Annotated in this window: 25 protein-coding genes; 13 read left to right on the plus strand and 12 right to left on the minus strand. The window is 55.9% G+C overall.

The features are described 5' to 3' along the window. Positions 1-7 precede the first annotated feature (7 nt). The 4 genes from N1030_RS06765 to N1030_RS06780 form a co-directional block, all read right to left on the minus strand. Positions 8-442: a DUF2784 domain-containing protein gene (locus tag N1030_RS06765; RefSeq protein ID WP_265828475.1), complete on the minus strand. Its 435-nt coding sequence runs from the start codon at positions 440-442 to the stop codon at positions 8-10. Further along, on the minus strand, positions 442-1278 hold the full coding sequence (locus N1030_RS06770; RefSeq protein WP_265828476.1) for an alpha/beta hydrolase: 837 nt from the start codon (positions 1276-1278) through the stop codon (positions 442-444). The genes N1030_RS06765 and N1030_RS06770 overlap by 1 nt, the downstream gene beginning before the upstream one ends. Before the next feature lie 66 nt (positions 1279-1344). Next, positions 1345-1851, minus strand: a complete 507-nt coding sequence (locus N1030_RS06775) for a DUF1499 domain-containing protein (protein ID WP_265828477.1) — start codon at positions 1849-1851, stop codon at positions 1345-1347. A gap of 151 nt (positions 1852-2002) precedes the next feature. Beyond that, positions 2003-2275 (minus strand): RNA recognition motif domain-containing protein, encoded by a 273-nt coding sequence (locus N1030_RS06780; RefSeq protein ID WP_265828478.1) that lies wholly within the window; start codon positions 2273-2275, stop codon positions 2003-2005. A 257-nt stretch (positions 2276-2532) separates the two neighbouring features. Between N1030_RS06780 and N1030_RS06785 the strand changes: the two genes are divergently transcribed. Then, positions 2533-3585 (plus strand): transglutaminase-like domain-containing protein, encoded by a 1053-nt coding sequence (locus N1030_RS06785; protein ID WP_265828479.1) that lies wholly within the window; start codon positions 2533-2535, stop codon positions 3583-3585. A gap of 322 nt (positions 3586-3907) precedes the next feature. Then, complete coding sequence (locus tag N1030_RS06790) at positions 3908-4981, plus strand: branched-chain amino acid aminotransferase (protein WP_265828481.1); 1074 nt, start codon at positions 3908-3910, stop codon at positions 4979-4981. Positions 4982-5066: 85 nt separating this feature from the next. Here N1030_RS06790 and N1030_RS06795 read toward each other — a convergent pair whose 3' ends face one another. Then, positions 5067-5690 (minus strand): HD domain-containing protein, encoded by a 624-nt coding sequence (locus N1030_RS06795; RefSeq protein ID WP_265829031.1) that lies wholly within the window; start codon positions 5688-5690, stop codon positions 5067-5069. A 197-nt stretch (positions 5691-5887) separates the two neighbouring features. On the opposite strand from N1030_RS06795, the gene N1030_RS06800 reads away from it, so the two are divergent. The 3 genes from N1030_RS06800 to N1030_RS06810 all read left to right on the plus strand — a co-directional run bounded on the left by N1030_RS06800 (position 5888) and on the right by N1030_RS06810 (position 7777). Continuing rightward, positions 5888-6274 (plus strand): ArsR/SmtB family transcription factor, encoded by a 387-nt coding sequence (locus N1030_RS06800; protein ID WP_265828483.1) that lies wholly within the window; start codon positions 5888-5890, stop codon positions 6272-6274. Between the two features lie 285 nt (positions 6275-6559). Continuing rightward, positions 6560-7516 carry a permease gene (locus N1030_RS06805; RefSeq protein ID WP_265829032.1) on the plus strand — a complete coding sequence of 319 codons (957 nt, stop codon included), beginning with the start codon at positions 6560-6562 and terminating at the stop codon, positions 7514-7516. A gap of 15 nt (positions 7517-7531) precedes the next feature. Further along, on the plus strand, positions 7532-7777 hold the full coding sequence (locus tag N1030_RS06810) for a (2Fe-2S)-binding protein (RefSeq protein ID WP_265828485.1): 246 nt from the start codon (positions 7532-7534) through the stop codon (positions 7775-7777). A 71-nt stretch (positions 7778-7848) separates the two neighbouring features. Here the strand turns inward: N1030_RS06810 and N1030_RS06815 are convergent, their stop codons facing one another. Beyond that, on the minus strand, positions 7849-8457 hold the full coding sequence (locus tag N1030_RS06815; protein ID WP_265828486.1) for a DUF2238 domain-containing protein: 609 nt from the start codon (positions 8455-8457) through the stop codon (positions 7849-7851). Between the two features lie 177 nt (positions 8458-8634). Then, the gene (locus N1030_RS06820; RefSeq protein WP_265828487.1) at positions 8635-9528 is read right to left on the minus strand and encodes a flagellin N-terminal helical domain-containing protein; all 894 of its coding nucleotides are present in this window, start codon (positions 9526-9528) and stop codon (positions 8635-8637) included. A 396-nt stretch (positions 9529-9924) separates the two neighbouring features. Between N1030_RS06820 and panB the strand changes: the two genes are divergently transcribed. Next, positions 9925-10776, plus strand: coding sequence for a 3-methyl-2-oxobutanoate hydroxymethyltransferase (panB, locus tag N1030_RS06825; RefSeq protein WP_265828489.1), 852 nt, complete (start codon positions 9925-9927; stop codon positions 10774-10776). Between the two features lie 21 nt (positions 10777-10797). On the opposite strand, the gene N1030_RS06830 is transcribed toward panB, so the two are convergent. Beyond that, positions 10798-11367, minus strand: a complete 570-nt coding sequence (locus tag N1030_RS06830; RefSeq protein ID WP_265828490.1) for a hypothetical protein — start codon at positions 11365-11367, stop codon at positions 10798-10800. 280 nt (positions 11368-11647) lie between these two features. Here N1030_RS06830 and panC point away from each other — a divergent pair, with 280 nt between their 5' ends. The 4 genes from panC (at position 11648) to N1030_RS06850 (ending at position 15388) form a co-directional block, all read left to right on the plus strand. Further along, a complete protein-coding gene (gene panC / locus N1030_RS06835; protein WP_265828491.1) occupies positions 11648-12505 on the plus strand; it encodes a pantoate--beta-alanine ligase in 858 nt (285 codons plus the stop codon). A gap of 106 nt (positions 12506-12611) precedes the next feature. Further along, entirely contained in the window at positions 12612-13322 is a 711-nt protein-coding gene (locus N1030_RS06840) for a DUF502 domain-containing protein (RefSeq protein WP_265828492.1), read from the plus strand. Next, positions 13322-14491, plus strand: coding sequence for a methionine adenosyltransferase (gene metK, locus N1030_RS06845; protein ID WP_265829033.1), 1170 nt, complete (start codon positions 13322-13324; stop codon positions 14489-14491). Before N1030_RS06840 ends, metK begins: the two co-directional genes overlap by 1 nt. Before the next feature lie 78 nt (positions 14492-14569). Beyond that, a complete protein-coding gene (locus N1030_RS06850) occupies positions 14570-15388 on the plus strand; it encodes a DUF4344 domain-containing metallopeptidase (RefSeq protein WP_265828494.1) in 819 nt (272 codons plus the stop codon). Positions 15389-15447: 59 nt separating this feature from the next. Here the strand turns inward: N1030_RS06850 and N1030_RS06855 are convergent, their stop codons facing one another. From N1030_RS06855 to nth, 3 genes are all read right to left on the minus strand, one after another. Next, on the minus strand, positions 15448-16404 hold the full coding sequence (locus tag N1030_RS06855) for a chemotaxis protein (RefSeq protein ID WP_265828495.1): 957 nt from the start codon (positions 16402-16404) through the stop codon (positions 15448-15450). A 161-nt stretch (positions 16405-16565) separates the two neighbouring features. After that, positions 16566-17396 (minus strand): ribonuclease H-like domain-containing protein, encoded by an 831-nt coding sequence (locus N1030_RS06860; protein WP_265828497.1) that lies wholly within the window; start codon positions 17394-17396, stop codon positions 16566-16568. Positions 17397-17407: 11 nt separating this feature from the next. Further along, positions 17408-18115 carry an endonuclease III gene (gene nth / locus N1030_RS06865; protein WP_265828498.1) on the minus strand — a complete coding sequence of 236 codons (708 nt, stop codon included), beginning with the start codon at positions 18113-18115 and terminating at the stop codon, positions 17408-17410. A gap of 115 nt (positions 18116-18230) precedes the next feature. On the opposite strand from nth, the gene N1030_RS06870 reads away from it, so the two are divergent. The 3 genes from N1030_RS06870 (at position 18231) to N1030_RS06880 (ending at position 19963) form a co-directional block, all read left to right on the plus strand. Continuing rightward, complete coding sequence (locus N1030_RS06870) at positions 18231-18533, plus strand: hypothetical protein (RefSeq protein ID WP_265828499.1); 303 nt, start codon at positions 18231-18233, stop codon at positions 18531-18533. Positions 18534-18668: 135 nt separating this feature from the next. Then, positions 18669-19007, plus strand: coding sequence for a divalent-cation tolerance protein CutA (gene cutA / locus N1030_RS06875; RefSeq protein ID WP_265828500.1), 339 nt, complete (start codon positions 18669-18671; stop codon positions 19005-19007). A gap of 29 nt (positions 19008-19036) precedes the next feature. Continuing rightward, positions 19037-19963 carry a carbohydrate kinase family protein gene (locus N1030_RS06880; RefSeq protein ID WP_265828502.1) on the plus strand — a complete coding sequence of 309 codons (927 nt, stop codon included), beginning with the start codon at positions 19037-19039 and terminating at the stop codon, positions 19961-19963. 76 nt (positions 19964-20039) lie between these two features. Here the strand turns inward: N1030_RS06880 and N1030_RS06885 are convergent, their stop codons facing one another. Then, the gene (locus tag N1030_RS06885) at positions 20040-20240 is read right to left on the minus strand and encodes a heavy-metal-associated domain-containing protein (RefSeq protein WP_265828503.1); all 201 of its coding nucleotides are present in this window, start codon (positions 20238-20240) and stop codon (positions 20040-20042) included. Between the last annotated feature and the right edge of the window lie 203 nt (positions 20241-20443).

The raw sequence follows: 20443 nt of genomic DNA on the forward strand, positions 1-20443 counted from the left end.
CAGCCAATCACTCTTCACCGCTCAGCCCCCGCCTCCTTTCGCCTAAAAACGGACGAACCGGCACCAGCCACAACGTGACAAGGATAGCCAGAAACCAAAGGCCATACATAACGCCAAAGGTCGTCCAGTCGGCATCGCTATACAGAATGCCGCCCAACGATTCCTGTATGAGGGTAATTTCCGGTCGACCGTAGCGAGCAGCGAGCAGCCGCAGTTGGTACTCCCAATCCGTGAACGGACAGATGGTTTCAAACAATACAAGAAGCAGCACCGCGCCCATACAGGCAAGGTGGCTGTAGCGAAACCACGGGTTGTGCACAAAACTCCGCCTGAACACCCTGCCTATCCATATGACCGGCAGACCGAGGACGTTGTAGGCCGCAATGCCAAAGTGCAACACCAGCATCGCATCCGCGAGCACCGCAAACAGTCGGCCATCCATCACCACCCTCCGAAGATACGCTGCACGAAGCGCTCAATGCCATCAGTGTACATCTGGCCGGAAAGAAGGAAGCCGCGATTGTGATCACCCGATATGCGCAAAAATTCCTTGGGCCCCTTATATGCCTCAAACAGCCTGAGACCGAATGCATAGGGTATGATGTTGTCGTCCGGACTATGCACAGACAGCAGGGGAATTCGCACCTTGGCGAGAGCTTCCACACTGTCATACCGGAAGCGGGCTATCAGACGCACTGGCAGCCAGGGATAAATGGATGCTCCCACGTCCGGGACAGAGGTAAAAGTGGATTCGAGAATCATACCCCCCGGCGCGACGCCTTCCGCGTTCAGCTCACCCGCCAGACCGGCAGCTACGGCTCCCCCCAGAGAGCGGCCGAAAAGCACCACAGACGAAGGGGCGACACCCTTATCGCGCAACAACCAATCCCATGCTGCGCGCACGTCCGCCTGCGTTGCGATTTCGGACGGGACACCTTCGCTCTGCCCGTAACCGGAATAATCGAAGATGAAGACGTTCAGCCCCATGGCGTGAAACATCAACAATGATTCAAGCCGGTGGGAGATGTTGCCCCCATTGCCATGACAAAACAGCAACGTGGGCCTCTTGGGGTCGCCGGGCACGAACCAGCCATGCAGTTTTGTCCCAAGCCTGTTGACCATTTGCACGGTCTCGTAGGGCAGCCCGACATCCGCAGGCGTTCCCCCCAGACGCTGTGCCGGAAAATAGAGCATGTGATGCTGGGAGAAGTACACATATACGACCAGCCCCAGATAACACAATGCAACAACAGTGACGAACTTGAATACAGCAGGCACGGCATGCCTCCCATTCGTGCGGATTTACTGTTCGGGCAAGCCAACGAGAGAAAGCATGAGCAGAACCTATTGTCCGCCCTTCTCTTTCAGCCCCATGTACAGCTTCCTGAAGGCTTCATAACGCCTGCGGTTGACCCCGAAATCCCAATACCCGACACGGGAGGCGGAGCGATAATGCACCAGACCTGCCCCTTCATCTATCAACAGTTCCACGTCGTCCTTGAAGCGGAATAACGAAGACACGAACACGCTGTGCACATACCGGTCATCCTGCTCTGCAATCGAATTCCCTCCCATGGCTTCAAGCGAACGAAGAATAAGCGCCATGGTTTGTGGCACGTCTCCCGCCATAGGCAAAGGATCCACCAGCCGTGACGGGACGTCCGTCAGGCTTGAAACCGCATTGGGCGTGGTGGGAAGCGGAGGCAAGGTGCGCACGCCTGCTACGGCTTCTGCGGACGAATTTCCCGCCCCGTTTCCGGACTGGACAGCGTCAGGCGCTCCCACAGCAGTGTGGCATGATACAAGCCCTGCAACGAGCAGAAGCAAAAGAATGGTTATTGTCATACGCATGAGCAGATCTCCTTTCAGCAACTGGTTATCGAAGCATACCACGAGCACGCCAGAGAACAATAGCTGGCGGGATGAGATAGGTACATGGAAGACAAAATAAAAAAGCCCCCGCTTGCGCGGGGGCTTCGTGATTCGCTTTTCGATCGTTCGCTTAGTAGCGGGGACGGCTCGGACGGCTCTCACGGGGCTGAGCTTCGTTAACCTTCAGGTCGCGGCCGCCAATGCTCTTGCCATTCAGTGCCTGAATAGCCTGTGCTGCGCCGGCATCGTCCATTTCCACAAAACCAAAGCCGCGGGAGCGACCGGTTTCACGGTCAGAGATGACACGGGCGGAAATCACTTCACCGAATTCAGCGAAGAGGTTGCGAAGATCCGCATCAGTGGTGGCCCAAGCCAAATTGCCGACATAAATGTTCTTAGCCAAGTGAATAACTCCAAAATAAAAATGGGAAGGGGATGTGCTGCCTTCCTCCCGAGCCTGCTCAAGAAAATACAGCACCGCTATTGTTTAGAAACCCCCTTATACACCTCTACCAAGGTGTGTCAATATTTATTTTAGGGTCATTCATAATTATTTTTTCCATTACAACCCTCAATAAATTCTGACCATTTTTATCAACATTATGTATTGGACGCAAAATTGCCTCCTCCTTACACAAACAAACTACGGAGGAAACTACCATGTACAAACACGTCCCACACATCATGAACCACACGGCCCGCGCGCACCTGCTGCTGGTCATCCTGTCTTTCTTTCTTGCCCTGCCGTTTGCAGCACATGCCGCCGCGCCGTCTGCAGCCGGAACCGTCACGATGCAGTTCGATCTCTCTGCTCAACCGCAAAGCGAAAGCGTATCACTGTGGATTCCCTACCCCGTCTCCGATGCAGACCAGAACATTACCAACGTCCGCATCAACGGCAATTATGCTGAAAGCGCCATATATACTGATAAGGCCAACGGCAACCCCATGCTCTTTGCCCGTTGGGATGCCGGATCAACCGAACGGAAACTCTCCTTCACCTTCAATGCCGAACGCCTTGAGGTATCGCGCCGCAGCATCCCGGCCACCGAGCCCGCATGGAACCCTGCCGATTACGCGGCCTATCTTGGCGCAACCCGTCTCGGGCCGGTGGATGGAGAAGTACGCGAACTGGCCCTGAAAATCACGGAAGGCAAGCTCACCGTAGTTGAAAAGGCAAAAGCCATCTATGACTGGATGTGCGAAAACACCTACCGCAATCCCCAGACCCGTGGCTGCGGAGCCGGTGACGTATGCGCCCTGCTCAAGGATCCGGGGGGCAAATGCGGCGACCTGAGCTCCCTGTTCATCGCCCTGCTCCGCTCGGCAGGCGTACCCAGCCGCGAGGTTTTCGGCATTCGCCTCGGCAAGAAGAACGGTGACGACATCTCCACGTGGCAGCATTGCTGGGCCGAGTTCTTCGTTCCCGGCTACGGCTGGGTACCCGCAGATCCCGCCGACGTGCGCAAGATGATGCTCACCCAGAATCTGAAGCTGGAAGACGCCAAGACCAAGGAGTACCGCGAGTACTATTGGGGCGGCATAGACCCCTACCGCATCCGCCTTTCCGAAGGGCGCGATCTTACGCTCACACCACCCCAGCAGGGCGAACCCGTGAACTACTTCATGTACCCCTTTGCCCAGAGCGGCAACAAGACGCTGGACTGGCTTGATCCCAAATCGTTTTCCTACACCATCACCTTCAATAACTAGGTCTCGCTGAGCATGCAGCATTCCAACGCCGCCCTCACGGGCGGCGTTATTTTTTATTGCCGGCCCCAGCACCTCCTCACCTTACTGCCGCTTGCGCATACTGTAGCCAGACACGCGTTACCCAGCCCAAGCAGACCTCACCCTCATCCATTTTTCCTTTCGCAACCCACTGTTCCGCCATTGCCCCATTGACAAAACAGCGCACTCGCGGAATGGTAGACACCCATAAGACCACTCGGGCTCCTTGCACCGTGCATGTTTTACGGTGCCCATGCGACAACCGGCCCGACACGAAATAGTTCTTGAACCGAAGGGATGAACAATGGAAATTTCTCTCAATCTGTTGCCGGAATCCGAACGTCGGCATTCCGTTCTCAAGGGTATGGACAGCCTGCCCTTTGGCAAACTCCGCTGCGATCACATGTTCGTCATGGACTACGCTGACAAGGAATGGTCCAACCCGCGCATTGTTCCCTACGCCAATTTCAGCATTCCCCCCGGTGCGATTGCACTGCATTACGGTCAGGCCATTTTCGAAGGTGCCAAGGCATTCCGCCATGAAGACGGCGAAATCTACACCTTCCGTTTCGAAAAGAACGCCGAACGTCTGAACAAGTCCGCAGACATCATGTGCATGCCCCACGTTCCCGTGGACATGCAGGTTCAGGGGCTCATGCGCCTGCTGGACATTGAACGCGAATGGTGCCCGACCATTCCCGAATCTTCGCTCTACATCCGCCCCTTCCTCTTCGCTACCGAAGACGCTCTGGGCGTGAAGCCCAGCGACAAGTTCACCTACTGCATCATGCTGTCTCCCAGCGGCCCCTACTATGCCGGCGGCTTCAACAAGACGGTTACGCTGCTCATCACCGAACAGTTCCACCGCGCCACCCCCGGTGGCACCGGCGCAGCAAAGGCCGCAGGCAACTATGCAGCCTCCCTGCGCGCTCAGCTTTTTGCCCAGTCCAAGGGCGCAGCGCAGGTACTGTACCTGGATGCAACCAACACCTATCTGGAAGAAGTGGGCGCCATGAACCACTTCCACGTCATGCGTGACGGTTCCGTCGTCATTCCCGAATTCACGGACACCATCCTGCAGTCCATCACCTCGGAATCCGTTCTGGAACTGCTGCCCAACGCCCGTCAAGAACGCGTGAAGCTCAGCGACTTCACCGCAATGGTGAAGTCCGGAGAAATCACTGAAGCCGGCGGCTTCGGCACCGCAGCCGTTATCACCCCCGTGGGCAAGTACATTACCGACGCCGGAGACTCCTTCACGGTGGGCGACGGCTCCATCGGCCCCGTTACCCGCAAGCTGTACGAAACCTACACCGGCATCCAGAAGGGTGTTCTTCCGGACACCAAGGGCTGGCTCAAGAAGGTTCCGCACTTCTAACCGCTCCCCTGTCATCAGAAAGAATAAAGCCCCGCAGCAATGCGGGGCTTTTCTTATCCTTCGAGACAGGCAACGAAACGGCAGACTACTTCTTGCCGTTCTTACGTTCCCACCAGCTCCGATCAGGGCCTATGAACCACCAATCGGTATGATCGGTCTCCGAGATGGTCTGAGCAAGCGCATTCCCCTGAGGAGTACGCAACCGCTGCAGAGCAGCCTCCATCCACTTGCCCGCATACTTGTTGCCCAGATCAAGCTCCTGTTTGAGATTGAGGATCAGATCGATCTGATCAGCATCCTGCGCAAGGCGGGCTTCCAGAGAAGTCGCTTCCTCAAGCTCATCCCACAACCCCAGCAAGGAATCTTCAAGGCCGGTACCTTCCGTGGCATGTTCAATGGCCGCACGAGGCTTGGTCGTATTATAGATGCGGTTTACGTAGTTGAAATCGCCTATCCGCGCCTCGTGGAAATCATGAAACAGACACATAAGCGCCGTATGCTCGGCATTGGCACCAGCTTCCCGCGCCAGCACCCAGCCGATTACGGCAGTGCGGAAAGAATGCTCCGCCACATTCTCATTGCCTGTTCCCAGAAACTGATATCCGCTCCGCGGCGTCTTACGCAGCATTCCTGCCTCGAACAGGAAGTCGGCAAGGCGCGTAAGCCTCTCCCTTCCCTGCAGATTCTGCTGCGGATTGCATGCTGTCATCATCATCTCCTGCGAATAATGCCCGATGAGGGCGAAATGAAGAATCTGGCTTACCCCCTTTTGCCAAAGCTGTACAGCCTGCATGCCCCCTTCCCAACTCCCCCACCCATGCCGCCTTTCCTATTGAAGCCAGCTTACTGCCATTGACAGACACAAAAGATAGTCATATTGCTATATGGCAATATGGAGAAATAACCATGAACGAACTAGACATCTTCACCCGCGTCACCAAGGCCATCTCCGACCCAGGCAGGGTCAAGATCCTGAAAATGCTTGAAATCCGAGAAATGTGCGCCTGCGAGATCGTCGCAGCTTTGAACCTTGCCCAACCCACCATATCCAAGCATTTGAAGCAGCTTGTGGAAGCTGGCCTGATCGTCGCACGACGAGAGGGCTCGTGGATCCACTTCAGACTGGCAAGACGTGAGGACATGCCTGACACAGCACCAGGCACGGGACAAGACATTCGGGAGTCGACCCTCGCCTTCCTGCGCCAACACCTCAACGGTGACCCCGCAATACGCATCCTGCGCCAACAATTGCCTGAACTGTCACCCGAAAAACTGCAATGCAACAAAGGATAAGCCATGGACACCCCTAAATCTCCCTTTGCTCAGACCTCCTGCGGCTGCCAATCCCTGACTTCACAACCGGCTTCCGGAGACTTTGCCAGAAGCGCCTTCGACGCCCCGGGGTCAGCCGCCTCTGCAACATTCGGCGCTCCCCAGACGTCCACCGCCATCCCATCTGATCCGTTCAAAGGCAGTTGTGCCTGCCAAAGTCCCAAGGCACACGTGGCAGCACAGCAAAGCAAGGGCACCTATCTTTTCGGAAGCATACTCATACTTGCATTGTGGATAGGCCTCTATATGCGACTCAACCCCATGGCCCGCGCCCTGACAGACCTCATCCCCGGACTGGAGCGCGGCAGCCACTGGTACGAAGCCGTTGCCTTCTTCATCTACGACACCCCGAAAGTACTCATGCTGCTTGGGATCGTTGTCTTCGGCATCGGCGTGCTCAGAACATGGGTAACTCCGCAACGCACCCGCAAACTGCTGGCTGGCGACAGGGAATCCGCAGGCAATGTTCTGGCATCCCTGCTCGGCGTCATAACGCCCTTCTGTTCCTGCTCTGCAGTACCGCTGTTTCTGGGATTTGTGGCCGCAGGTGTGCCGCTTGGTGTCACGTTCTCCTTCCTGATCGCCGCCCCCATGGTCAATGAGATAGCACTGGTACTCCTCTACGGCCTGTTCGGCTTCAAGGTGGCCGCCATCTACTTCGCCACCGGCGTAGGCATAGCCATCGTTGCAGGCTGGGTTCTCGGCCGGCTGCATCTGGACAACTGGCTTGAGCCATGGGTCCTGCAGGTACGCAACGATGCAGAGGAACACGCCCCCCATTTCAGGGACTGGCGCGACAGGATTGACTTCGGCCTGAACGCGGTCAGGGACATCGTCGGCAAGACGTGGAAGTACATACTGGTCGGCATTGCCGCCGGGGCCGGAATTCACGGTTTTGTGCCCGAAGGCTTCATGGCGGACATTATGGGCAGCGAGGCGTGGTGGAGCGTACCGGCAGCGGTTTTGGTGGGTATTCCCCTCTATGCCAATGCCGCAGGAATCATCCCCATCGTCTCCGCTCTGCTGGGCAAAGGGGCTGCCCTCGGAACAGTTCTGGCATTCATGATGTCAGTGATTGCTCTCAGCTTTCCGGAAATGGTAATACTCCGAAAAGTGCTGACCACCAGACTTATAGCCGTTTTTGCTGTGACTGTGGGCACTGGTATTCTTCTGGTCGGCTACCTGTTCAACGCCATCCTCTAACCATGGGGCACGCATATGACCACCTGCATGGAAGACATTCTGGAAGCCGGAGATGAAGCGACCGTCTGTTATTGCAATCAGGTGAACAAGAAAGAGCTGGTGAGCCTTATCCGTCAGGGAAACACCGATCTCGGAGCCCTCAAACGCCTCATCGGAGCCGACGGCAACCGTTGTGCAGAACTGTCCCCGCGCGGACGCTGCTGCACACCGGAAATCGTCCGGCTGCTGCGCCATGAAAAAGGCATGCTTCCCATGGCATGACGCAGACCAACTCCTGCATGAAAAAGCCCCGCAAAAGCAGGGCTTATCTATTTCTTGTCGTAAAAGAACGGCTAACGGCTACCCCACCGTTTTCCGCCCCACCAGAAAAGCACAAGCGAGAATATGGCGCCAAGGGTATCCGCAAGCATATCCTTCTGGGCATCCCAGATATCGCCCTGACTCCCCAGAAACTCCACGCCCGCATTTCCCCCCTCAGCCACGGCATACCACCACTCAATGATCTCGTACCCAGCTGCGATGGACATAATGAAGAAGAGACCGAACAATGTGGTCACGATGGGACCTGCCAACTTACGGCGGATAAGCAATTCCGCGATGGCGTAAGCGTAAAACCCAACGGAAAAATGCCCTATTCGATCAAAGTGATTGCGCTCTGCTCCAATAAGCTCGGAAAACCAGCCAAACGGAACATTGGCAAAGGTGAAATGCCCGCCTATGGTGTGCCAGAACAGCCAGACCGCCATAAGCCCGTAGGCCACGTTGGAAAAGCGGAACCGGTGATAGGTTGCCGCCAGCAAAAGGAAGACAAAGGCCACAGGAATAACCTCAGCAATCCACACATCACGGGAAACTGGATTAATCGCGAGAAGTCCGAAAAAGAGGGCGAACACGCCCCCGAGAACCAAAGGAAAATTGTCTGACGTTACGGTAAGTCGCATTGACACCTGCCTGTTTGGAAAAATCAGTTTGAGGCACTCTGCATCAGCATGCGGACAAAGTAAACGGGCTGTGTTCTCCATGCCCATCAAAAGCCGGATACTTTGCCATAGAAAAGGGCCGCCTTGCGGCGGCCCAGGATTTCGGAGTCTGAACTCCCACCCCCCATGTGGTGGATGTTAGCCACCGAGGAGCTGCATGGCCATTCTGGGCAGGCTGTTTGCCTGAGACAGCATGGCGACTGCGGCCTGAGTGAGAATCTGCTGACGAACGAATTCCGTCATTTCGGAGGAAACGTCTACGTCGGAGATTCGGGATTCTGCAGCCTGCAGGTTTTCTGCCTGGATCTGCAGGTTGGAAATGGTGTTTTCCAGTCGGTTCTGCAGAGCACCAAGGTTGGCGCGGATCTTGTCCTTGGAGATAATGGCGTTTTCGATACCTACCAGAGCCTGCTGAGCGGCAGACTGAGTGGAGATGGAGTATCCCTTGTTGGCAGCGTTAGCCTGGTTGCCAAGGCCGAGAGCGGAAGCGGTGGCGGTACCGATCTTGATGTAGTAGTAGTCTTCCGCACTGTCGTTCTTGGTACCGAAGTGGATCTTCATCTTGCCGGTTGCCTGCAGAGCGGAACCGGAGTGGGTGTCGCCGGACAGGTTACCGTTGAGCAGATGAATACCGTTGAAGTCCGTTGCGTTCGCGATACGGGTAATTTCCGATGCCATTGCCTGATATTCGGAGTCGATGATCAGACGCTGGTCAGAGGTGTACGTACCGGTTGCGGCCTGTTCTGCCAGTTCCTTCATGCGGATGAGCTTTTCGTCGATAACGGAAAGCGCGCCGTCCGCAGTCTGGATCAGCGAGATAGCGTCGTTGGCGTTACGTACGCCCTGGTTCAGAGCGGAAATATCGGAACGCATGAGTTCACGAATCGCCAAGCCGGCTGCGTCATCAGCAGAGGTGCCCACACGCAGACCTGAAGACAGGCGGCGTACGGAGGTTGAAAGGTTGCCGAAAGAGGTGCCCAGGTTACGAGCAGCGTTCGCGGCCATCATGTTATGATTTATCACCAGAGACATAATATTCCTCCCTGAATATTTGTGTCACCAAGGCGGTAGCCCTATGCTCGGCCGCATCCATGCAGCCTTGTCCGCCAATGCTTGCAGTACTGATCGACCCGTCTTCAGACTTCTTAAGGGGTGTTAAGAAAAAAAGTCATTTCAAAACACACAGCACAGCCAGCAAGCATCATTATACAAATCAGCCCAGTACGAGCACATACCTGCTGACAAGCGAAATGCATGGCTCACAACACCAAAGGCCGTAACCATCTTTACCTCCCCCGAAACCATATGCCGCTGCACGCGTTCCCTTTCTTGCCCTGTCCGTACCAATCATATACAACCCCCAGCCCATACGGCATAATCAGTCGGAGCCGTCAAGACATCCCAACTGCCCAACAGAAAGGAATCATCATGAGCAAGCACACACAAGACGCCCCCACCGTTACTTCAATGACCGTCCGGTCCGCCAAGGAAAAGCGCAAACTGACCATGCTCACCGCATATGACTACTCCTCCGCCACGCTGGTGGACGAGTGCGGCATAGACATGATTCTCGTCGGCGACTCACTGGGCATGGTCATGCTCGGACGCGATGACACCATCAGCGTCACCATGGACGAAATGATCCACCACTGCAGAGCCGTAACCCGCGGAACACATCAGGCCCTGGTCATCGCCGACATGCCCTTCATGAGCTACGAGCCCGGCGTGGAAACAGCCATGAAGAACGCTGCGCGTCTGTTTCAGGAAGGCAACGCGCGCGCAGTAAAGCTGGAAGGCGGACACGAGGTGGTGCCCCAGATCACGGCACTGGTGAAGGCTGGCATCCCGGTCGTGGGTCACATAGGCCTTACTCCACAGCGCGTCGCAACGCTTGGCGGATTCAAGGTGCAGGGAAAAACAGCCGACGCTGCCATCAGACTCATAGAAGAAGCCAAAGCCCTTGAGACGGCTGGTGCCTTTTGCATTGTGCTGGAAGCCATCCCTTCAAGCATAGCAAAACGCATCACCGAAGCCGTAACCGTCCCCACCATAGGCATCGGAGCAGGAAAGGATTGCGATGGGCAGGTTCTGGTATTTCATGACCTGCTCGGCCTCTTTGACAGATTCGTTCCCAAGTTCGTCAAGCAATACGCAAACCTGAGGGAAATCGCGGCCAAAGCCATCACCGAATACAAGGAAGAGGTGGAAAGCGGTGCCTTTCCTGCGCAGGAGCATGGCTTTACCATGCCCAAGGGAGAAGAAGACAAGCTGGAATCGTAAAGCAGGGCCCTTTACAACCGGCTAACGGGGCTCCATGAGAAAAATGGAGGCAGGTTCTATAAGCAGCAGGTGCGAGGGAGAAATATGCTCCCGCTGCGAAACAAAGCCGTACCTGTCGATAAGGTGCACGGCTGTATCCTCCATGCTGGCGTCAAAAAGAAAAAGGGTGTCGCCCATGATCCTGTCTGCTGTAGTCCAGTGACAGACCACCGGCTCATCCCTCACCGGCATGAAACGCTGAAAACGGAAAACAGCCGTACGACGGGGCTCTGCCTGTATCCAGTCATTCATCCCCGCCCATATGTCTGATGGATGTGCATATGGCGAACCAGTCCAGGGACGATGGAAACGAACCGGAAAAAGCTCCCTGCCGTATTCGGCAATCAGCCACTCCACCAGCCAGACATAGTCCGTCCGATTCCATACCAGGTCATCCCACTGGTCGGGCAGTTCCACCGGCACCCTCGTAAGCAATTCACTCAACACCTTCTTCCCCTGCCACGCAGACATGGCATGAAGCAGTTGAAAGGCATTCAGAACCGCATACACCGCGCAAAAGACATCCAGTTTTCCCTGATAAAATGGACGCATGGCGTTCTCCTTGCCCGAAACATACTCCAGACTAATCCTGCAAGGCAATGCATCAGATATATTCCTGCCGAGTATCGCCTGATAGCGCTCTGCGATAAGTGGACTCCGTCAGGCTGGCAAAATTTCAGCAATCCGTTATCATCCGTATCCCGCAACGCGCACACGGCCAAATGCAACACGAAATTATTCATAAATACAGCACATTAGGCTGCAAGCTTTTTTCTGGACAAAGATTACTATGCAGGCTATATGCTACACAACCATATGCGGATAACTTGATATGCAGATAATTACAGATCCTTCCGAGCTTCAGAATTGCTGCCTCACATGGCGCATGCAGGGGTTGAAGACAGCACTCGTTCCTACCATGGGCTATTTTCATGCAGGCCATGAGAGCCTTATGGCATGTGCCCGTTCCGCTGCCGACAAGGTCATTCTTACTCTCTTCGTCAACCCCACGCAGTTTGGTCCGAACGAAGACCTTGCCGCCTACCCGCGCGACCACGAGCGGGACATCGCTATAGCAAAGGCACAGGGTGTGGACGTGCTTTTCCTGCCGGAAGCTGGCTCCATGTATGCTCCTGATCATGCCACCTGGGTAGAAGTTCCCGAGCTGGCGCAGGGGCTGTGCGGTCTCAGCCGCCCCACGCATTTCCGCGGGGTGTGCACAGTGGTTATGAAGCTCTTCATGCTTACCCTGCCCTCTCTGGCTGTTTTCGGTCAGAAGGACTGGCAGCAGGTAGCCATTATCAAGCGTATGGTACGGGATCTCAACGTTCCGGTGCAGATATTGCCAAGCCCCATCGTACGCGAGCATGACGGACTGGCGCTCAGCTCCCGTAACGTATATCTTACCGAATCGGAACGGGCGCAGGCTCCGGCCATTCAATCCAGCCTGCGGCTTGCAAAAAAGCTCGTTTCCGAAGGAACAATGGAAATTTCTGTCCTTGCCGAAGCCATTCGCGCCCACTGGGCAGCCAACCTGCCGGACGGAGAGGAAGATTACCTTTCTTTCGTACATCCGGACACACTGGCCCCGCTCTCGCGCATAGACGGCCCTGCCCTCTGCGCAGTAGCTGTTCGCCTCGGCAAGGCGCGACTGCTTGACAACATACTGCTGACCGAAGGTACCGCATAAGCAACCTGGCGGTTGGCAAGGCTGAAACGCACGATAGCGATTTGAAAAGAGAAGGAAACGAACAGCAGCGGCACACTGCTTAACTGCGTGTTCCGCCGGAGGTTGCATGCCTCATTCGACACAGGAACCAAAGGGACTGCTGAGTGCAATAAAACGCTTCTTCAGAGTCAACCTGATTGCCGGAATACTGTTCCTGATTCCACTGGTTGCCACATTCCTGACCCTGCGGGTCGTGGTCAACTGGATGGACAAATCTCTTCTGCTGCTGCCCCCCGCCTACCGGCCTGAGGCATTCTTGCCTTTCAAGGTACCAGGCCTGGGAGCAATTCTGGTTTTCGTTATCGTACTGACAACCGGGATACTGGTACGCAACCTTCTGGGACGCAAACTGGTGGCCCTGTGGGATGCCATAGTGGACCGCATCCCCTTTGTGAGCAATTTTTACAAGGCCGTGAAACAACTGGCGGAGACCATTTTTCACGGCCCCGTGCGGGACTTCAAACGGGTGGTGCTCATTGAATACCCGCGCAAGGGTCTGTTTACGCTAGGCTTCGTTACCGGCGTAGCAGTGGGAGAAATACAGCAGAAGACGGAAAAGAAGGTCTTGAACGTCTTTGTCGCCACCACTCCCAACCCTACTTCCGGCTTTTATCTGATGGTGCCTGAAGAGGAAATCATCCCACTTGAGATGAGTGTGGAAGACGCCTTCAAGGTGCTGATATCCGGCGGCATTCTCAATCCGGATGCAGCCGCAGGCAAGAAGAAATCTCAAGCGACAACTAACGCGGAAACCGCTCAGGAGGACTCCCCGCAATGATGATCAACAACAAGGGCAAGTACCACTTCACGTCCGAATCCGTTACCGAAGGCCATCCCGACAAGGTTGCAGACGCCATTTCCGATGCAGTTCTTGATACTCTTCTTGAGCAGGATCCTGACTCCCGCGTTGCATGCGAAACCCTGGTAACCACCGGCATGGCAATCATCGCCGGCGAAATCACCACCAAGGGTTACGCCGACCTGCCGCAGGTTGTTCGCGACACCATCCGTGAAATCGGCTACACCAGCTCCGACATGGGCTTTGACTGCGACACCTGCGCTGTCATTTCTTCCATCGACAAGCAGTCCCCCGACATCGCACAGGGCGTTGACCGCACTGCTCCTGAAGAACAGGGTGCCGGTGACCAGGGCATGATGTTCGGTTTTGCCTGCAACGAAACCCCCACCCTGATGCCCGCCCCCATCTACTGGGCGCACCAGCTTTCCCAGACCCTGACCCGAGTACGCAAGGAAGGCGTTCTGAACTTCCTGCGCCCCGACGGTAAGACTGAAGTTTCCTTCGAATATGAAAACGGCAAGCCCACCCGCATCGACACCGTTGTCGTTTCCGCGCAGCATTCCCCTGAAGCTACGCAGGAAGAAATCGTGGAAGGCATCAAGAAGGAAGTCATCTTCAAGACCCTGCCTGCCGAACTGCTCGACAGCGCCACCCGCATCTTCATCAACACCACCGGCCGCTTCGTTATCGGCGGTCCCATGGGCGACTGCGGTCTCACCGGCCGTAAGATCATTCAGGATACCTACGGCGGCATGGGCCATCATGGCGGCGGCGCATTCTCCGGCAAGGACCCCTCCAAGGTTGACCGCTCCGCAGCGTACATGGGCCGCTACATCGCCAAGAACGTTGTTGCAGCAGGCCTTGCACCCACCTGCGAAGTGCAGATCGCATACGTTATCGGCGTCGCCGAACCCGTATCCGTTCTGGCTACCTCCTTCGGCACCTCCGAGATTCCGGACGAAGTGCTGACCAAGGCAGTCAAGGAAGTATTCGACCTGCGCCCCTACGGCATCACCAAGACTCTGGACCTGAAGCGCCCCATCTACAAGAAGACCTCTTGCTACGGCCACTTCGGTCGCGAGCTTCCCGAATTCGTTTGGGAACAGACCAATGCAGTCGACGATCTGCGTACCGCTGCAAAAATCTAGACAGCGAACGCGGAATATGGTTTTCAAAAGCCGGGGCTATGCCCCGGCTTTTTATATCGTCCGTTATGAGGTTACCCCTTGCGTCCCGTCACACGCACCCTCTTGTTGCTGACCCTTCTGCTAGCGCTGCACTCCCCCGCCCACGCGGGAACAGTCACGCTCGCCTATGAACCAGCCAGCAGAGAAGACGTACACATAGCTGAAATGCTCATCGAAAGCCATGTGGGGGACGATGCAGCGCGGGTTATCAACGTTCTCAACTGCCTCCCCCGCAACGTGGTCATCCGCTTCGGCACCGAAGAAGGACCGCAGTACGCTCCCGCCATGAAAGGCAGGCCGGCGGAAATCCACTTCCCTTACACGTTCGTTGCTGAATTGCAGCGCATTTTCACGCGCAACGGCTACACGGACAGCCCGCAGACACTGGAACGCGCCACTCTGGATGCCGTACAGCACACCCTGTTCCATGAACTGGGACATGCCATCATCTCCATGCGCGGCATCCCGACAGATGGCGGCGAAGAAGACGCCGTGGACTCGCTGGCAACCATCCTGCTCATCGAATCCTTCGAGAACGGGGGCGATATCGCTCTGAATGCGGCCGACGCCTTCTCCTATCTTGCCAGTGAAGAAGAACTGGAATCAGCAATACCGGACGGCACTATGCCTTCAGACGATGACCGCGCCACAATGCAGCCCAACATCGCCGCCGCCCTCGATGAACACAGCCTGAACGTTCACCGCTACGAAGCAATCGCCTGCCTCATCTACGGCAGCAATCCCGAGCGTTACAGCTTCATTGCTGAAGATATCCAGCTTTCTCCTCAGGACGCCGCCAACTGCGTCGACAACTACACCAGACAATCCGAATACTGGTTCTCACTGCTCCAGCATTGATGTAAAAAAAGCCCCCGCGGCAACTCCGCGAGGGCTCAGCGTACTATCCCCTGAACAATCTATTTTCCGTGATACTGCTTGATAAGTCCCTTGGCTCGTTCCGTCAGGGTAGGCAAGTCAGGCTTGGAAACCTGGTCGTCCGCGCCCACGGCAATACCCTTGTGGCGCAAGGTTTCCGTGATCAGTGACGAGAAGAGAATAACTGGCAGATTCTTCAGGACAGGGTCTTCCTTCACGCGCTTGGTGAAGTTATGCCCATCCATTTCCGGCATTTCAATGTCGGAAACAATCAGGTCGACAAAATCCGTCAACGGCCTGTTCTGCTCAGCCGCCAAACGCTTCCACTCCAGCACGATATCCCATGCCTCGCGGCCATTGAGCGCCTGCGTACACGTAAAACCGGCCTTTTCCATCGTCCGCACAATCATATTGCGGATGGAGCCGGAGTCATCAGCGACAAGCGCCTTGTAGCCTTCGCCTGTTGCAGCTTCCGCAACCTCCCCAATCCGCGTATCCATCTGCAGGCGCGGGTTAAGGGAGGCAACAACCTTCTCCATATCAAGAATGAAGACAATGCGGTCGTCAAACCGGACAACGCCCGTGACGGAATCATTACTGAAGGCCCGCACGTGGCCACTGGGAGCCTCTACCTGACTCCAGCTCAAGCGGTGGATACGGGTAACGCCGGAAACCAGAAAGGCCGTAATGACGCCGCTGAACTCGGAAACGATAACCTTGTGGGCATCGGATGACGCCATGTTCTTGCCAAGCCAGATGGACAAATCCACAAGAGGCAACACCCGGCCACGCAAATTGAAGGTACCGAGCGCCGCGGGATGATGCTTGTTCGGCATGCCGGTCACATCCGGCTTGCGGATGATCTCCAGCACCTTGGCAACGTTCATACCGTAAAAACCGGTATACTTGTTGCCTTGCCCATCCTCTTCAGCGATGAAAAATTCGATAATCTCGAGTTCGTTGGTTCCCGATTCGAGAAGGATATTACTTTGCGTCATGCTGCGTTCACCCCGTTAATCATGATCATACGTCAGTCGTTGCACCCTCGCGTTGGTTCTTCCACCGCACCGGCAACCAGCACCAGCCCGTTCCCGCCGGACTGGTATCAGCCAGCGTCTCCCGCAAACCACCACCGGCTTGGCAGCCGGTTTCGCAAAGATTACACGCCACCTGTTACAGCATACAATATCTCACGGGAAGCGGCAAACGGATTCTCCGGAACCGCATGCTCCGGCAGCCGCTTGAGCGTCGCAAACGGCGTGGAGACCAGATGTTCATTGTATGCCCATATGGCCAGCGGCAGTAGATTAAGCACGTCTTCCACGTTGTAGGCCAACAGCGTTTCCAGAGCCCGCGCATCCCCCGTGCGGCGATAGTGACGCCACAACAGCACGGCCAGAAACCCGTCCACCCCGGAAAGATCGCCGCGATCTATGCCGAGAACCTTTTCCACATTCTTCAACCCGCCAGACAAGCCCAGCGCCTTGAACACATAACGCAGATCGATATGCCCGCATTGCAGGGAAATACCGAAGCTCCGCTCTATGAATGGCACGTCAAAACACTTTCCGTTGAAGGTCACCAGCAGGTCATACTTACGTATATCGTCCGCAAATGCCTCAAGATTATCCCCGTGGATGTAAGTTTTAACCTCTGTGCCGTCATACAGGGCTATGGTGGTGATATGCGCCTGCGGCCATGACAGTCCTGTTGTTTCAATGTCCACGCAGGCCACGGAGTCCATGAAGTCCGGCAGAAGGCGCCATTGCTGGTTTGCCGGCATACGCGATCCGAACCATGCGGCATCGCGGCTGGTCAGGCGCTGACGGGACTCATCAAGCAGACGCCGCATGTTCTCCGGCGAAGGTCTCTTCACCGGCAGAGAAGCAGCATCCAGCGCATCCTGCCACGAAAGGACGCCGGCATTCCATAGGCGCTGCTCGGAGGCACCCCCAACCCCGTCCAGATGACAGAACGAAAATTCAAGCATGTATCACAATCCTATTTGGAGACTTTCTTACGGGAAGCAGCCTTACGTTCGGGAGCAGATGCGGATTCATCGCACACGACACTCCCTACGCCGCACTGCGGGCATATATCCAGCATGTCGCAACGATCGCAATCAGGTTTGCGGGCATCGCAGACATGCCGCCCGAACCAGACCATACGGTGGTTCACGTTGCCCCACTCCGCTTCGGGGAACAGGGGAAGCAGATCCCTTTCAACCTGCACAGGATCAGAAGCTTCCGTCAGGCCAAGACGAAAGGCAATGCGCTTGACGTGCGTATCCACCGCCATGCCTTCATTGATACCGAATCCGCCCCAGAGCACCACATTGGCGGTCTTGCGGGCAAGCCCCGGCAGAGTGACAAGCTCCGCCATGGTCTGCGGCACCTCCCCGCCGAACACGTCCGTCACCCGCTTTGCAGCGGCAATGAGATTCTTGGCCTTATTTCTGAAAAATCCGGTGGAGTGCACCACCACTTCCAACTCCTCCTGCGCGGCGAGTGCCAGCTCAGCGGGACCGGGCCAGCGCCGGAACAATTCAGGAGTAACCTTGTTCACCCGCTCGTCTGTGCACTGGGCCGCAAGCACGGTGGCAACCAGCAGTTCCCACGGAGACTGATGAATCAGATGGGTCTCAGGTTCAGGGTAACGGGCATGCAAACGTTCAAGGACCAGAAGGGCGCGTTGCTCTTTATTCGGCATTATTCGGTATTCCTGCTGACAAACACTTTAGGCCGGGATAAATTGAAAGAAGCGTCGGATATGGCATAGCCTTACAGATAACGCAACCGATGTCCCCACCGCAAGGAGCGAGTGCATGCAACGCAACAAGACCACAACATTCCTCGGCCTCGGCGGCATCATTCTGTGTGCCGTCCTGTCTCTCGGCACCACAACGGCGCAGGCAGATGGCATTTCAACCAAGATTCGAACCGGCTGCACCACCTGCCACTCACTTGACCGCATCTGCAAAAACCTCAGAGTCAAATCGAAAGAAGGATGGACCACCACCGTCCAGCGCATGCTTAACAGAAAACCAGTCCTGCAGGGTGAGGATGTTGGACACGCCATTGACTATCTCGCCACCCTGCCTGCCGGAAGCCCTGATATTTGCCGTTAATGCAACATTGCCCGCAAGGCAAAGTTTCTGTATTGCTAACCCAGCCTGCAGCATGAATACCATCATGGTCACAGGCTGGGTTTCCGTCGGCTTTTGCCCCCCCCCGCGCACCTGATACGCAAAACAGGAGGTACCATGCACGCCACACAGCATTCGCCCATACTGGTCTATATGACCGCATCCGGCGAAGCCGAGGCGCGCAGCATCGGCGAAGCTCTTGTTGCGAAACGCCTTGCCGCCTGCGTCAACATCCTTAGCGGAATCCGTTCCATATTCCGCTGGGACAGCAAGGTGCAGGATGAAAACGAAGTAGCGTTCATGGCGAAGACCACGGCAGACCGTCTGGATGAACTGACAGCAGTAGTAAAGGACCTGCACAGCTACGAGGTGCCCTGCATTGTTGCCCTGCCCATCGTGGGTGGAAGCGCCGAGTTCATCGACTGGATACGAACAGAGACAACCGAACAGGGCTAAGCCGCCCAGACCATTCCCGAGGAGAAGCCATGGCCATCTATATTTCCGGCTCCATCGCATATGACCGCATCATGAACTTTCCCGGCAAGTTCTCCGATCATATCCTGCCTGACAAGATTCACATTCTCAACGTCTGCTTCCTGATCGACAGGCTGGAAGAAAAACGCGGTGGCACGGCCGGCAACATCGCTTACACCCTTTCCCTGCTGGGCGAAAAGCCGCTGGTACTTTCTGCCGTGGGAAAGGATTTTGACCGCTATGAAGAAGCCATGCGAGCCGCAGGCCTGCCTTTGGACGGCATCAGAAAGTTCGACGACCTGTTCACGGCCGGCGCATACATCACCACCGACCAGAACGACAACCAGATTACCGGTTTCAACCCCGGCGCCATGATCAACCGCTGCGGTTACGAATTTCCCACGCTTGATCCCGCAAAGGATATCGCGCTCATCTCTCCCGGTAACAAGGACGACATGATCGAACTTCCCCGCGCCTATCGTGCCGCAGGCGTGCGCTACATCTTCGATCCGGGCCAGCAGATTCCCGTCTTCAACGCCGAAGAAATGCTGGAATGCATTACCGGCGCCCACATGCTGGTGACCAACGACTACGAACTGGAAATGATCATGAAGACCACCGGCTGCACCAAGGCGCAGTTGCTGGAGAAATGCGACTATATCATCACCACCTTCAGCGAAAAGGGCTCCCGCATCGACAACGGCGCTCCCATTGAGGTGGGAATTGCAAAGGCCGACAAAGTGCAGGACCCCACCGGTGCAGGCGACGCCTTCCGTGCAGGCCTCATCAAGGGCATCATTGATGGCAAAACTGTGGAAGAAGCCGCGCGCATGGGCGCCGTATGTGCCAGCTACTGCGTTGAGCACTACGGCACGCAGGAACACTGCTTCACCATGGATGCATTCAACGCCCGTTACGCCGCAGCGTTCGGCAACTAATCCGGCCCAGTAAGACAGACAAAGAAGCGCCGCCGCGAAGACCGCGACGGCGCTTCTTTTTTCTGTCCCCTGAAATCTACTCTTCCACTTCGTAACCGGCCTGTTCCACCGCTTCCTTCAGAATGGACATATCCACACAGGCGCTGGGGCCGTAGGTCACTTCGCCTGTGGCGAGGTTCACATTCACAGTTTCCACCCCATTCACAGTAGAGACAGCCTTGCTCACAGTCGCTGCGCAATCAGGGGTCTGCATCCCCCGAACCTTGATCTTCTTCATGCTTTCCTCCGAAATACCGATTTGGCCGGTATGGTTTCAACAACCCATATCGTGAGTTCCAAACAATTACCACTAGTTGCCTATACCAAAAACAACACGCATCATCGTCCTGCCGGAAAACGCCGGAGCGGTCGCCATACTTGCGTCCATGGCGGTAATGCCGTATTGCAATGCCAGCCCTGTAGGGCCCAAAACTCCGGCCA

The organism is Desulfovibrio mangrovi (genome assembly GCF_026230175.1).
Classification (GTDB): domain Bacteria; phylum Desulfobacterota; class Desulfovibrionia; order Desulfovibrionales; family Desulfovibrionaceae; genus Halodesulfovibrio; species Halodesulfovibrio mangrovi.

What these genes read in the sequence shown, in the direction of transcription:
- N1030_RS06885 (WP_265828503.1), bottom strand. Translation starts at nt 20,240, where the DNA reads ATGAAGAAGATCAAGGTTCGGGGGATGCAGACCCCTGATTGCGCAGCG.
- N1030_RS06855 (WP_265828495.1), bottom strand. Translation starts at nt 16,404, where the DNA reads ATGACGCAAAGTAATATCCTTCTCGAATCGGGAACCAACGAACTCGAG.
- N1030_RS06795 (WP_265829031.1), bottom strand. Translation starts at nt 5,690, where the DNA reads ATGACAGCATGCAATCCGCAGCAGAATCTGCAGGGAAGGGAGAGGCTT.
- panC (WP_265828491.1), top strand. Translation starts at nt 11,648, where the DNA reads ATGCAGATAATTACAGATCCTTCCGAGCTTCAGAATTGCTGCCTCACA.
- N1030_RS06790 (WP_265828481.1), top strand. Translation starts at nt 3,908, where the DNA reads ATGGAAATTTCTCTCAATCTGTTGCCGGAATCCGAACGTCGGCATTCC.
- N1030_RS06870 (WP_265828499.1), top strand. Translation starts at nt 18,231, where the DNA reads ATGCAACGCAACAAGACCACAACATTCCTCGGCCTCGGCGGCATCATT.
- N1030_RS06840 (WP_265828492.1), top strand. Translation starts at nt 12,612, where the DNA reads ATGCCTCATTCGACACAGGAACCAAAGGGACTGCTGAGTGCAATAAAA.
- N1030_RS06805 (WP_265829032.1), top strand. Translation starts at nt 6,560, where the DNA reads ATGCGACTCAACCCCATGGCCCGCGCCCTGACAGACCTCATCCCCGGA.
- nth (WP_265828498.1), bottom strand. Translation starts at nt 18,115, where the DNA reads ATGCCGAATAAAGAGCAACGCGCCCTTCTGGTCCTTGAACGTTTGCAT.
- metK (WP_265829033.1), top strand. Translation starts at nt 13,322, where the DNA reads ATGATCAACAACAAGGGCAAGTACCACTTCACGTCCGAATCCGTTACC.
- N1030_RS06785 (WP_265828479.1), top strand. Translation starts at nt 2,533, where the DNA reads ATGTACAAACACGTCCCACACATCATGAACCACACGGCCCGCGCGCAC.
- N1030_RS06765 (WP_265828475.1), bottom strand. Translation starts at nt 442, where the DNA reads ATGGATGGCCGACTGTTTGCGGTGCTCGCGGATGCGATGCTGGTGTTG.
- N1030_RS06810 (WP_265828485.1), top strand. Translation starts at nt 7,532, where the DNA reads ATGACCACCTGCATGGAAGACATTCTGGAAGCCGGAGATGAAGCGACC.
- N1030_RS06860 (WP_265828497.1), bottom strand. Translation starts at nt 17,396, where the DNA reads ATGCTTGAATTTTCGTTCTGTCATCTGGACGGGGTTGGGGGTGCCTCC.
- N1030_RS06820 (WP_265828487.1), bottom strand. Translation starts at nt 9,528, where the DNA reads ATGTCTCTGGTGATAAATCATAACATGATGGCCGCGAACGCTGCTCGT.
- N1030_RS06800 (WP_265828483.1), top strand. Translation starts at nt 5,888, where the DNA reads ATGAACGAACTAGACATCTTCACCCGCGTCACCAAGGCCATCTCCGAC.
- N1030_RS06880 (WP_265828502.1), top strand. Translation starts at nt 19,037, where the DNA reads ATGGCCATCTATATTTCCGGCTCCATCGCATATGACCGCATCATGAAC.
- N1030_RS06830 (WP_265828490.1), bottom strand. Translation starts at nt 11,367, where the DNA reads ATGCGTCCATTTTATCAGGGAAAACTGGATGTCTTTTGCGCGGTGTAT.
- N1030_RS06775 (WP_265828477.1), bottom strand. Translation starts at nt 1,851, where the DNA reads ATGCGTATGACAATAACCATTCTTTTGCTTCTGCTCGTTGCAGGGCTT.
- panB (WP_265828489.1), top strand. Translation starts at nt 9,925, where the DNA reads ATGAGCAAGCACACACAAGACGCCCCCACCGTTACTTCAATGACCGTC.
- N1030_RS06815 (WP_265828486.1), bottom strand. Translation starts at nt 8,457, where the DNA reads ATGCGACTTACCGTAACGTCAGACAATTTTCCTTTGGTTCTCGGGGGC.
- cutA (WP_265828500.1), top strand. Translation starts at nt 18,669, where the DNA reads ATGCACGCCACACAGCATTCGCCCATACTGGTCTATATGACCGCATCC.